At 60.8% G+C, this 11,293-nt stretch carries 12 protein-coding genes; 6 read left to right on the top strand and 6 right to left on the bottom strand.

The window, feature by feature from the left end; translation table 11 throughout:
• The first annotated feature begins 17 nt into the window (after nt 1-17).
• The 3 genes from ccoS to hemN all read left to right on the top strand — a co-directional run bounded on the left by ccoS (nt 18) and on the right by hemN (nt 2,435).
• Nucleotides 18-230 (top strand): cbb3-type cytochrome oxidase assembly protein CcoS, encoded by a 213-nt coding sequence (gene ccoS, locus KI231_RS09655; RefSeq protein ID WP_213028087.1) that lies wholly within the window; start codon nt 18-20, stop codon nt 228-230.
• Nucleotides 223-906, top strand: a complete 684-nt coding sequence (locus KI231_RS09650; RefSeq protein ID WP_213028086.1) for a sulfite exporter TauE/SafE family protein — start codon at nt 223-225, stop codon at nt 904-906. The genes ccoS and KI231_RS09650 overlap by 8 nt, the downstream gene beginning before the upstream one ends.
• A gap of 146 nt (nt 907-1,052) precedes the next feature.
• Entirely contained in the window at nt 1,053-2,435 is a 1,383-nt protein-coding gene (gene hemN, locus KI231_RS09645; protein ID WP_213028085.1) for an oxygen-independent coproporphyrinogen III oxidase, read from the top strand.
• On the opposite strand, the gene KI231_RS09640 is transcribed toward hemN, so the two are convergent.
• Nucleotides 2,432-2,914 (bottom strand): hypothetical protein, encoded by a 483-nt coding sequence (locus tag KI231_RS09640; RefSeq protein ID WP_213028084.1) that lies wholly within the window; start codon nt 2,912-2,914, stop codon nt 2,432-2,434. The genes hemN and KI231_RS09640 overlap by 4 nt on opposite strands.
• A gap of 155 nt (nt 2,915-3,069) precedes the next feature.
• On the opposite strand from KI231_RS09640, the gene fnr reads away from it, so the two are divergent.
• On the top strand, nt 3,070-3,804 hold the full coding sequence (gene fnr, locus KI231_RS09635; protein ID WP_103303904.1) for a fumarate/nitrate reduction transcriptional regulator Fnr: 735 nt from the start codon (nt 3,070-3,072) through the stop codon (nt 3,802-3,804).
• 78 nt (nt 3,805-3,882) lie between these two features.
• On the top strand, nt 3,883-4,431 hold the full coding sequence (locus tag KI231_RS09630; protein ID WP_027921719.1) for an adenine phosphoribosyltransferase: 549 nt from the start codon (nt 3,883-3,885) through the stop codon (nt 4,429-4,431).
• 133 nt (nt 4,432-4,564) lie between these two features.
• Here the strand turns inward: KI231_RS09630 and KI231_RS09625 are convergent, their stop codons facing one another.
• From KI231_RS09625 to dnaX, 5 genes are all read right to left on the bottom strand, one after another.
• On the bottom strand, nt 4,565-5,713 hold the full coding sequence (locus tag KI231_RS09625) for an acyl-CoA dehydrogenase family protein (protein ID WP_213028083.1): 1,149 nt from the start codon (nt 5,711-5,713) through the stop codon (nt 4,565-4,567).
• A 209-nt stretch (nt 5,714-5,922) separates the two neighbouring features.
• Nucleotides 5,923-6,525 (bottom strand): recombination mediator RecR, encoded by a 603-nt coding sequence (recR, locus tag KI231_RS09620; protein WP_095189469.1) that lies wholly within the window; start codon nt 6,523-6,525, stop codon nt 5,923-5,925.
• A 66-nt stretch (nt 6,526-6,591) separates the two neighbouring features.
• Entirely contained in the window at nt 6,592-7,626 is a 1,035-nt protein-coding gene (gene curA / locus KI231_RS09615; RefSeq protein ID WP_213028082.1) for an NADPH-dependent curcumin/dihydrocurcumin reductase, read from the bottom strand.
• Nucleotides 7,627-7,881: 255 nt separating this feature from the next.
• Nucleotides 7,882-8,220, bottom strand: a complete 339-nt coding sequence (locus KI231_RS09610; protein WP_003223337.1) for a YbaB/EbfC family nucleoid-associated protein — start codon at nt 8,218-8,220, stop codon at nt 7,882-7,884.
• A 67-nt stretch (nt 8,221-8,287) separates the two neighbouring features.
• The gene (gene dnaX / locus KI231_RS09605; protein ID WP_213028081.1) at nt 8,288-10,378 is read right to left on the bottom strand and encodes a DNA polymerase III subunit gamma/tau; all 2,091 of its coding nucleotides are present in this window, start codon (nt 10,376-10,378) and stop codon (nt 8,288-8,290) included.
• 145 nt (nt 10,379-10,523) lie between these two features.
• Here dnaX and KI231_RS09600 point away from each other — a divergent pair, with 145 nt between their 5' ends.
• A complete protein-coding gene (locus KI231_RS09600) occupies nt 10,524-11,267 on the top strand; it encodes a substrate-binding periplasmic protein (RefSeq protein ID WP_213028080.1) in 744 nt (247 codons plus the stop codon).
• Nucleotides 11,268-11,293: the final 26 nt, after the last annotated feature.

The raw sequence follows: 11,293 nt of genomic DNA, 5'->3' as shown, positions 1-11,293 counted from the left end.
GCGGGCATGGAGTACAGATGCCAGCTCTCTACGTGATGATTCCGGCCGCGCTGCTGATTGTGGCCATCGCCGTGTACATCTTCTTCTGGGCGGTGGACAGCGGCCAGTACGACGATCTCGACGGCCCGGCCCACAGCATCCTGTTCGACGATCAGGACCCGAACCACACCGCGGCCGTCAATGAAGCCAACCCGAACAAACCGGACGACAAGGCGCCACCTCATGCTTGAACTGGCGCCGCTGATGGTCTCGGCGCTGATCCTCGGCCTGCTCGGTGGCGGCCATTGCCTGGGGATGTGCGGCGGCTTGATGGGCGCGCTGACATTGGCGATTCCCAAGGAACAACGCAGTCGGCGCTTTCGTTTGCTGCTGGCGTACAACCTGGGGCGAATCCTCAGTTATGCCACGGCCGGATTGCTGATCGGCCTTGCTGGCTGGGCGGTGGCCAACAGCCCCGCCGCACTGTTCATGCGCGTGCTGGCCGGGCTGCTGTTGATTGCCATGGGTTTGTATCTCGCCGGTTGGTGGAGCGGCCTGACCCGCATCGAAAGCCTCGGCCGCGGTTTGTGGCGCTACATCCAACCGGTGGCCAACCGCTTGCTGCCGGTGTCGAGTTTGCCCCGCGCGCTACTGCTTGGCGCACTGTGGGGCTGGCTGCCGTGCGGACTGGTTTACAGCACGTTGCTGTGGTCGGCGAGCCAGGGCAATGCGCTGGACAGCGCGTTGTTGATGCTGGCGTTCGGGCTGGGTACCTGGCCGGTGCTGCTGGCTACCGGTCTGGCGGCTGAGCGGGTCACGGCGCTGTTGCGCAAGCGTAGCGTGCGTATGGCAGGTGGTTTGTTGGTGATTCTGTTCGGCATCTGGACCCTGCCCGGCCCGCATCAGCATTGGTTGATGGGGCACTGATATGAACCCAAGAAATTGAGCCAGTGATATCCCCTCACCACAAAAACCAGGCAAAGCCTTCAACCACCGTTGATGCAAATCAACAGCCCCATCGCCGCACCCCGATAGACTCGCCACACTGCCAGCCTATCCGGGGGAATGCCCGCATGCTCGACGCCATTCGTTGGGACACTGATCTGATCCGCCGCTACGACCTGGCGGGGCCGCGCTACACCTCTTATCCGACGGCCGTGCAATTCAACAGTCAGGTCGGCACCTTCGACCTGTTCCATGCCCTGCGCGACAGCCGCAAGGCCTTGCGGCCGTTGTCGCTGTACGTCCACGTGCCGTTCTGCGCGAACATTTGCTACTACTGCGCCTGCAATAAAGTCATCACCAAGGATCGCGGCCGCGCATTGCCGTATCTGCAACGCCTGGAGCAGGAAATCCAGCTGATCGCCTGTCACCTCGACCCGGCGCAAAAAGTCGAACAGCTGCACTTTGGCGGCGGCACGCCGACCTTCCTCAGCCACGACGAACTACGCCAGTTGATGGCGCACCTGCGCAAACATTTCAATCTGCTGGATGACGATTCCGGCGATTACGGCATCGAGATCGACCCTCGCGAAGCCGACTGGTCAACCATGGGCCTGCTGCGCGAACTGGGTTTCAACCGGGTCAGTATCGGCCTGCAAGACCTTGATCCGGCGGTGCAACGGGCGGTCAATCGCCTGCAAAGCCTGGAAGAAACCCGCGCCGTGATCGACGCAGCACGCACCCTGCAATTTCGCTCGATCAACATCGACCTGATCTACGGCTTGCCCAAGCAGACCCCGGACAACTTTGCCCGCACCGTCGAGGAAGTCATCAGCCTGCAACCGGATCGGCTCTCGGTGTTCAACTACGCGCACCTGCCGGAACGCTTCATGCCGCAGCGAAGGATCAATGGCAACGAACTGCCAAGTCCGACGCAGAAACTGGACATGCTCCAGCGCACCATCGAGCAACTGACCACCGCCGGTTACCGCTACATCGGCATGGACCACTTTGCCCTGCCCGACGATGAGCTGGCGATTGCCCAGGAAGAACAAACCCTGCAACGCAACTTCCAGGGCTACACCACACACGGCCATTGCGATCTGATTGGTCTGGGGGTGTCGGCGATCAGCCAGATCGGTGACCTGTATTGCCAGAACAGCAGCGATCTCAACGAATACCAGAACACCCTCGCGTCCGCGCAACTGGCAACCAGTCGTGGCCTGGTGTGCAATGCCGATGACCGGCTGCGTCGCGCGGTGATCCAGCAACTGATCTGCAATTTCAATCTGGACTTCGCCGCGATCGAGCAAGCGTTCAACATCGATTTCCAAGGCTACTTCGGCGCGCTGTGGCCGCAACTGCAAGGCATGGCCAAGGATGGCCTGATCACGCTGGACAGCGAGCGGATCGAAGTATTGCCGGCGGGACGTTTGCTGGTGCGTTCGGTGTGCATGGTGTTCGACGCTTACCTCGAACAGCAGAACCGCCAGCGGTTCTCGCGGGTGATTTAGTTTTTCATCAGCAGCGAACCGACTTTCATGTTTTGCTCGGACGTCAGGCCCGACTGGCCGACCACTTTCGACAAAGCCAGATTGGCGGTAATCAAACCGGTGTTCAACGCGGCAATGGCGCCACGCAGGCTGGCAACCTTGATGATTTTCTCTTCGTTGGAAAGGCGCTTGTCGGCCATGATCTTTTCGATCTGCGCCTTTTTCTCGGCAATCTCTTTTTGCAGCTTGCGGATCATCTTCAGCAATTGCTGGATGTCCTCGGGCAAACCGCTTTCTTCGATGTCCCGATTGTCGCCACCCGCCCCCGCCGATTTCTCGATGGAGGCTCCGGACAGCGACACTTTGACGCCTTCGACCAAGGTCGGGGTTGCGTCTGTCGTCGAGTCGGCATTTCGGTCCTTGTCGGACGCGTTTTTAAACGCTTCCGACGTTGCCTCAACGCCGCTGCTACCGGGGCCCAGCGTACCAATGGCAGCCATCGAAGCGGTTCCTTGAATAGGGTGTGATGACAGTTTATCGGCCAGTTGCCCTGCGGCTTTACGCCCGTGGGACAAACTCGCCACACGCTGGCCTGAATGTCCTCCCGTGGGTTACCCTTACGGCTTATGTGTGTTTTCCCACAAGGATTAAAGAAATGTCCGAGCCAGTTAAACTGCGCGCTCACAACCAGGCCCATTGCAAGGATTGCAGCCTGGCCCCTCTCTGCCTGCCACTTTCTTTGAATCTGGAAGACATGGATGCGCTGGACGAAATCGTTAAACGCGGCCGCCCGTTGAAAAAAGGCGAGTTCCTGTTCCGTCAGGGCGACACGTTCGATTCCGTTTATGCAGTACGCTCCGGCGCCCTGAAGACCTTCAGCCTGAGCGACACTGGCGAGGAGCAACTCACGGGCTTCCACCTGCCGAGCGAACTGGTCGGCCTGTCCGGCATGGACACCGAGAAACATCCGGTTTCCGCCCAGGCGCTGGAAACCACCTCGGTCTGCGAAATTCCTTTCGAACGCCTCGACGAACTGGCCCTGCAACTGCCGCAGTTGCGCCGCCAGTTGATGCGCGTGATGAGCCGGGAAATCCGCGACGACCAGCAGATGATGCTGTTGTTGTCGAAGAAAACCGCCGACGAACGCATCGCAACATTCCTCGTCAACCTGTCGGCGCGCTTCCGCGCTCGCGGTTTCTCGGCCAATCAGTTCCGCCTGAGCATGTCGCGCAATGAAATCGGCAACTACCTTGGCCTGGCGGTGGAAACCGTGTCCCGTGTATTCACCCGTTTCCAGCAGAACGAACTGATCGCCGCAGAAGGCAAAGAGATCCACATCCTCGACCCGATCCAGCTCTGCGCCCTGGCGGGTGGCTCGCTCGACGGCTGATCTCGACCCGCGGCCGAGCGCATCGTTTCAGCCGCGGGTATACTGCGCCGTTTGCAGCCCTGCCAGGACAACTCGACGATGGTCTTCGACTCCTTCGACATCAAATCCCTGATCCGCCCCGTGATCGACTTCCCGAAACCGGGCGTGATCTTTCGCGACATCACCCCACTGTTTCAGTCGCCGACGGCTCTGCGCCTGGTGATGGATAGTTTCGCCCACCGTTACGTCGAAGCCGACTTCACCCACATCGGTGCGATGGATGCCCGGGGTTTCCTGATCGGTTCGGTGCTGGCTTATCAACTGAACAAGCCGCTGGTGCTGTTCCGCAAACAAGGCAAACTGCCGGCGGACGTGTTGGCCGAGGGTTACGCGACCGAATACGGCGAAGCCTTCCTGGAAGTGCACGCCGACAGCCTGTGCGAAGGCGATTCAGTGGTGATGTTCGATGATTTGATCGCCACTGGCGGGACACTGATTGCAGCGGCCAACCTGATTCGCCGCATGGGCGCGCGCGTGCATGAGGCGGCGGCGATTATCGATTTGCCGGAGCTGGGTGGCTCGCAGCGTCTGGAAGATATGGGCATCCCTACCTTCTGTCTGACGCAGTTTGCCCTGACTGACAAGTAAGCGGCGCTCCCACTGACGCCATCGCTGGCAAGCCAGCTCCCACAGGTTTTTTGGTGTACACAACCTTTGTGAACAACCTGAATCACTGTGGGAGCTGGCTTGCCAACGATGAAGCCAGCCGCAACACCGAAGATCAAAGCCCCATCTGCTTGCTGATGATCTCGTTCATCACCTCTCGCGTCCCGCCGCCAATCGACAAGATGCGGTTATCCCGATACAGCCGCTCCACCAGACTCTCGCGCATGTAACCCAGACCACCCAAAATCTGCACGGCTTCGGTAGTGATTCGGTCCGAGGTGTCCGTAGCAAAATTCTTGGCCATGGAGATCTCCTTGATCACACTCTGCCCCGCCGCCATTTTCGCCGCTTGCCGATAAGTGAATTCCCGCGACACTTCCAGCGCCGTGGCCATCTCGGCCAGACGATGCTTGATCACCTGGAACTTGCCGATCGGTTTGCCGAAAGCTTCGCGCTCGCGGGCCCACTTCAGACTCTCTTCCAGCGCCAACTGCGCGGTCATGTTGGCCATCAGCGCCAGCGCCAGCCGTTCACTCTGGAAGTTGCCCATGATGCAGGCGAAGCCCATGTTCTCGGCGCCGATCAGATTGCCCACAGGCACGCGGCAATCGTCGAAGAACAACTCGGCGGTGTCTGACGCCCACCAGCCCATTTTTTTCAACTCACGGCCGACGGTGAAGCCCGGCGTTCCCTTCTCGATCAATAGAAGACTGATGCCGGCGAAACCCGGCGCTCCGGTGCGCACCGCGACAGTGTAGTAATCGGCGCGCACACCACTGGTGATAAAGGTTTTGCTACCGCTGACGCGGTAGAAATCGCCGTCACGCACGGCGCGGGTCTGCAGATTGGCGACGTCGGAGCCGCCACCGGGCTCGGTAACCGCCAGGGCGCTGATCTTTTCGCCGCTGAGCACTTGGGGCACGACGCGGTCACGGACGTCGGGGCGGGCCCATTTGATGATCGGTGGCAGACCGATATCCAGCGACCCCAGCCCCGCCACCAGCCCGCCGGAGCCGCAGCGCATCAACTCCTCACTGGCGGCGACCTTGGCGAACAGGTCGCCTTCATGACTGCCGCCGAGCACTTCCGGGTAACCGATACCAAGGATGCCGGCGGCGCCGGCCTTCAGGTACAGCTCACGGGGGAAGCTCTCGGCTTCTTCCCACTGATCGATGTCCGGCAGGATCTCGCGCTCGACGAAACGTCTGACGCTGTCGCGGACCATTTGGTGGCTGGGGTCGAAGTATTCCTGAAAGGCAGGCATGGGCGAGCTCCACGGAAGGGTTCGCCGAACTTAACCGAGCGCTTGCTTGGTTTTCAACAGTATTGTGTGATTTGGAGAGACCGAGGTGCGTTCATCGCTGGCAAGCCAGCTCCCACTGGGTTCGGAGTTGTCGACAAATTTTGCGACCAACACAAATCACTGTGGGAGCTGGCTTGCCAGCGATGGGGTCAGAACAAGCAATAAAGAACTCAGAGTGCGATCGGTTTGCGGCCGGCAAACGAATGCGCCAGCGTGCCGCCATCCACCAGCTCCAGCTCACCCCCCAACGGCACCCCGTGGGCAATCCGCGAAGCGATCAGGCCTTTGTTGTTGAGCAACTGGGCGATGTAATGCGCCGTCGCCTCACCTTCCACCGTCGGGTTGGTGGCCAGGATAACCTCGGTAAACGTCCCCGCCTCTTCGATCCGCGCCATCAACTGCGGAATGCCGATCGCCTCAGGTCCGAGTCCATCAAGCGGCGACAAGTGCCCCTTGAGTACAAAGTAGCGCCCACGGAAACCGGTCTGCTCGACCGCATACACATCCATCGGCCCTTCGACCACGCACAGCAGGGTGTCATCGCGGCGAGTATCGGCGCACTGCGGACACAGATCGTCTTCGGTCAGCGTGCGGCACTGGCGGCAGTGACCGACCCCTTCCATGGCCTGACTCAAGGATTGAGCCAAACGCAGACCGCCGCTACGGTCGCGCTCGAGCAACTGCAACGCCATGCGCTGGGCGGTTTTCTGACCTACACCCGGCAGAATTCGCAGGGAGTCGATCAGTTGGCGAATCAAAGGGCTGAAGCTCATGGGTAAAAAGTCCGACAAAACAACGAGACGCGGTTTATACCCGCGCCTCTGGCCAGCGTCAAATACTCAGTCCTGGGCGACCTTCACCACCAGTTTGCCGAAGTTGCGCCCTTCCAGCAGACCGATAAACGCCTCGGGCGCCTGTTCCAGGCCCTCGACCACGTCCTCGCGGAATTTCACCTTGCCCTCGCGCACCCACGGCACCATGTGGCTGATGAATTCCGGCTGACGATAGCCGTAGTCATCAAAGACGATGAAACCCTGAATTCGCACGCGCTTGGTCAACAGCGTGCGTTGCAGCATCGGCAAGCGATCCGGGCCCGTGGGCGCCTCAGAGGCGTTGTAACCGGCGATCAGCCCGCACAACGGAATGCGCGCCTTCGGATTGAGCAGCGGCACGACCGCGTCGAACACATGACCACCGACATTCTCGTAGTAAATGTCGATGCCATTCGGGCAAGCCTTGGCCAGTTGTTCGGCGAAATCCGCCGCTTTGTGATCAATGCACGCATCGAAACCCAGCTCCTCGACCACGTATTTGCATTTCTCGGCACCGCCCGCCACACCCACAGCGCGCAGGCCTTTGATCTTCGCTACTTGCCCGACCACCGAGCCGACCGCGCCCGAAGCTGCCGCCACCACGAGGGTCTCGCCCTCTTTTGGCTGGCCGATGTCCATCAGGCCCATGTACGCGGTCATGCCCGGCATGCCCAGCACACCCAGGGCCATCGACGGGCTCGGCAGCCCTGACGGGATCGGAATGATATTGCGGCCGTCGCTGATGCTGTGGCTCTGCCAACCGGTGGCGCCGACCACCAGATCGCCTTCGTGGAATTTCGGATGACGCGATTGCTCGACCCGGCTGACAGCGCCACCGGTCATCACTTCGCCGATTTGTACCGGCGCGGCGTAGGACGGAGCGTCACTCATGCGTCCGCGCATGTAGGGGTCCAGCGACAGGTACAGGGTTTTCAGCAGCACCTGCCCGTCTTCAAGATCCGGCAACGCTTCGCGCTCCAGACGGAAGTTTTCCGGGGTCGGTGCGCCCACCGGGCGCGAGGCCAGGACAAAGCGTTGGTTGAGCGTCAGAGGGTCGGACATGTCAGCGTCTCCTGTGAATGAGGGATTCGAAGGTATAGGGAGCAGACCTTTGTGGCGGTGGCGCGTTCCACTTGATCGTTCCCACGCTCCGCGTGGGAATGCCTCAACGGACGCTCCGCATTCGGCTCTGGACTGGGGACGCGGAGCGTCCCGGGCTGCATTCCCACGCAGGGCGTGGGAACGATCAGCCAGAAACAAAAATGCCAGGCGCGATGCCTGGCATTTTGTGTAGCTCATCTGCCGCGCAATGGCGAATCAGAAAGGCAGTTTCATACCCGCTGGCAGGTTCATGCCGGCGGTCATGCTGCCCATTTTTTCCTGGCTGTTGGCTTCGATCTTGCGCACGGCGTCGTTGACGGCGGCAGCAACCACGGCTTCCAGCATCTCTTTGTCGTCTTCGCTCAGACCTTCGACCAGGCTTGGGTCGATGCTCACGCTTTTCACGTCGTGACGACCGGTCATCACCACGGTGACCATATCGCCGCCGGCCTTACCGGTGACTTCGGCGTTGGCCAGTTCTTCCTGCATCTTGGCCATTTTTTCCTGCATCTGCTGCGCCTGCTTCATCAGGCCGGCCATGCCACCTTTCATCATGGGAATCACCTCAAAAGTACTTGGATCAAAACAGCGCCCGGCGAGTTGGGCCGGACGCCCTCAGTTATTAGCCTTGGGCGACCAAGGCATCGACAGGTTCAATAGTATCGTGTCGCACCACCGCGCCGAACTGCTGGACCATCTGCTGGATGAACGGATCGCCGTGGATCGACTCTTCCGCCTCGCGCTGACGGTTGGCACGACGCCGGGACGCAGCCTGAGCCGGGGTTTCCTGCTCGGGCTTGATCAGCTCGATGGTCAGGCTCAGCGTGCGGCCGTGGAACTGGTTCAACGCATCGTTGAGACGACGCTGTTGCGTAGCGTTGAACAGCGCGCTGTGCGCCGGATCGAGGTGCATCAGCCAATGGTCGCCATCGACGGCAATCAATGTGCAGTTGGCGGCGATGCTGCCGGTCATGCCGGAGATCGGCAGTTTCGGGAACAGCTCCAGCCATTGCAAGGCCAGACCGGTGGCCGGTGCCGCAGCCGGTTCTGGCTCAGGCTCCGGTGCAGGCTCGGCGGCGTGTTCGCTGGCCAGTTCGTCGAGGTAGCTGTAAGCCGAATCCATGTCCGGCTCGATGTAATCCTCGTCCAGCGGCGGCTCGTCGTCCATGTCCATGCCCGGGGTGGCGGCATCGACGTCGGCGACCGACGGCTCCGGAATCGGCGCAGCGGCCCACTCCGGTGCGTCCGGGACCACGCTGTCCGGGGTCGGCAGCGGCATCGGCGGCAACTCGGGCTGCTCGGCGGCGGTTTCCAGCACGGGCTCGACGGCGGGTTGCTGCGCGGGCTCGGGCTCAGGCTCTACCGGATCGTTCCACGGCAGATCGACCACTGCTTCGACGGCAACTGGCTCCGGCTCGGGTTCCGGTGCTGGTTGCGGCTCAGCTGCGACCACAGGCTCGGCAACCGGTACCGGCGCAACCAGAGTTGGTGCTGGTGTTGGTGTCGGTGCAACCGCCGCAGCGACTACCGGTGCAGGTTTAGACGCGGCAGCCACGGAGTTTGCGGAATCAACTGTGGCCTGGCTGATCCCCACTGGCTTTAGCGGCTGTCTCGGGGCGTCCGCCGTATCCGCCGGCCGGAAAGCCAGCATTCGCAGCAGGACCATTTCGAAACCACCGCGCGGATCCGGTGCCAGCGGCAAATCGCGGCGACCGATCAGGCCCATCTGGTAATAGAACTGCACGTCTTCGGCCGGCAACGCCTGGGCCAGCGCCAACACGCGATCCCGATCACCATGGCCATTGTCGACACCTTCCGGCAGCGCCTGAGCAATGGCCACACGGTGCAGCACATTGAGAATTTCCGAGAGCACGCCGTTCCAGTCCGGGCCTTGTTCGGCCAGGTGGCGCACGGCTTCGAGCAACGCCTTGGCATCGCCTTCGATTAACGCATGCAGCACGTCGTAAACCTGACCGTGATCCAGCGTACCGAGCATCGCCCGCACGTCGGTGGCCAGCACCTTGCCTTCACCGAACGCGATCGCCTGATCTGTCAGGCTCATGGCGTCACGCATCGAACCGTCAGCGGCGCGACCGAGCAGCCACAGTGCATCGTCTTCGAACGGCACGTTTTCGGCCGTCAGCACGTGGGTCAAATGCTCGACCACACGTTCCGGCGTCATGTTCTTCAGCGAGAACTGCAAGCAACGCGACAAAATCGTTGCCGGAAGTTTCTGCGGGTCGGTGGTCGCCAGGATGAACTTGACGTAAGGCGGCGGCTCTTCGAGGGTTTTCAACAGCGCATTGAAGGAATGGCTGGAAAGCATGTGCACTTCGTCGATCAGGTAGACCTTGAAGCGCCCACGGCTTGGCGCGTACTGCACGTTGTCGAGCAGTTCGCGAGTGTCTTCGACCTTGGTGCGGCTGGCGGCGTCGATCTCGATCAGGTCGACGAAACGCCCCTCATCGATTTCACGGCACACCGAGCACTCGCCGCACGGGCTGGAAGTGATACCTGTTTCACAGTTCAGGCATTTGGCAATGATCCGCGCAATCGTGGTTTTACCCACCCCACGCGTACCGGTGAACAGGTACGCGTGGTGCAGCCGCTGGCTGTCCAAGGCATTGATCAGAGCCTTGAGCACATGGGTCTGGCCGACCATTTCGCGGAACGAGCGCGGACGCCATTTACGTGCAAGAACCTGATAACTCATCGAAAACCGTCGCAACGAAGGAAGCTGAAGCGGCTAATGCTAGCGGAGCAAGGGCAAAATTGCATCCGGTGTGCTCGTCTAATATGGCTAAGCTGCATGAGCAGAGGCTTTTATCGGCTCGGGATCGGGAATTACCGGAGCGTTTATGCGTTGGGCCGTGGGGGCGTTGCTGGGAATCAGCCTGAACGTGACGGCAGCCGAACCACCGCTGCGTTTCGTCGTGGCCGACAGTTGGGCCATGCCGATGGTGCAGATCGAGCGTGGCCAGCCAACCCAAGGCATCCTGCACGACATGATGCTCAGCCTCGCCACCCAGGTTGGTGTGCCGGCAGAATTTCACGTACTGCCACGCGCCCGGGTGCAGAACGCCATGGAACGCGGTGAAGTCGATGTGCGCTGCTATGCCGCACAGTCATGGCTGCCGAATCAGTCCGGCGATTACATCTGGAGCATTCCGTTGTTGTTCCAGCGTGACCTGCTGATCAGCGGCCAAAGTCAGCCCGCCCATGTTGAGCCGGCAAGCCTGGCGCCCCAGTCGATCGGCACCGTGCTCGGCTATACCTATCCGACCCTGCAACCGCTGTTCGATGCCAATCAACTGCAACGCGAAGATGCGCGCAACCAGGAACAGGTGCTGGATAAACTGCTGGCCGGGCGTTATCGCTATGCGGTGAGCAATCAATGGACGCTGGACTGGTTCAACCAACGCCTGACGCCGGACCAGCAACTGCACGGCGTGGCGGTGCTGCAGGAACAGCATGTGGGTTGTTATGTGAGGAATGATCCGAAGGTGCCGGTGCAGCGGATTTTGCGCACGTTGCTGCGCATGAAAATGTCGGGGGAGATTGATGAGATTATTCGGCTGTATACCGGACAGCCTTCAGATTAAACCGCAGCCATTATATTGAAGGAAAA

It is taken from the genome of Pseudomonas sp. Seg1 (assembly GCF_018326005.1).
Taxonomy (GTDB): Bacteria; Pseudomonadota; Gammaproteobacteria; order Pseudomonadales; family Pseudomonadaceae; genus Aquipseudomonas.
This window is presented reverse-complemented; position numbering and strand designations above follow the sequence as displayed.

What these genes read in the sequence shown, in the direction of transcription:
- ccoS (WP_213028087.1), top strand. Translation starts at nt 18, where the DNA reads ATGCCAGCTCTCTACGTGATGATTCCGGCCGCGCTGCTGATTGTGGCC.
- KI231_RS09650 (WP_213028086.1), top strand. Translation starts at nt 223, where the DNA reads ATGCTTGAACTGGCGCCGCTGATGGTCTCGGCGCTGATCCTCGGCCTG.
- hemN (WP_213028085.1), top strand. Translation starts at nt 1,053, where the DNA reads ATGCTCGACGCCATTCGTTGGGACACTGATCTGATCCGCCGCTACGAC.
- KI231_RS09640 (WP_213028084.1), bottom strand. Translation starts at nt 2,914, where the DNA reads ATGGCTGCCATTGGTACGCTGGGCCCCGGTAGCAGCGGCGTTGAGGCA.
- fnr (WP_103303904.1), top strand. Translation starts at nt 3,070, where the DNA reads ATGTCCGAGCCAGTTAAACTGCGCGCTCACAACCAGGCCCATTGCAAG.
- KI231_RS09630 (WP_027921719.1), top strand. Translation starts at nt 3,883, where the DNA reads ATGGTCTTCGACTCCTTCGACATCAAATCCCTGATCCGCCCCGTGATC.
- KI231_RS09625 (WP_213028083.1), bottom strand. Translation starts at nt 5,713, where the DNA reads ATGCCTGCCTTTCAGGAATACTTCGACCCCAGCCACCAAATGGTCCGC.
- recR (WP_095189469.1), bottom strand. Translation starts at nt 6,525, where the DNA reads ATGAGCTTCAGCCCTTTGATTCGCCAACTGATCGACTCCCTGCGAATT.
- curA (WP_213028082.1), bottom strand. Translation starts at nt 7,626, where the DNA reads ATGTCCGACCCTCTGACGCTCAACCAACGCTTTGTCCTGGCCTCGCGC.
- KI231_RS09610 (WP_003223337.1), bottom strand. Translation starts at nt 8,220, where the DNA reads ATGATGAAAGGTGGCATGGCCGGCCTGATGAAGCAGGCGCAGCAGATG.
- dnaX (WP_213028081.1), bottom strand. Translation starts at nt 10,378, where the DNA reads ATGAGTTATCAGGTTCTTGCACGTAAATGGCGTCCGCGCTCGTTCCGC.
- KI231_RS09600 (WP_213028080.1), top strand. Translation starts at nt 10,524, where the DNA reads ATGCGTTGGGCCGTGGGGGCGTTGCTGGGAATCAGCCTGAACGTGACG.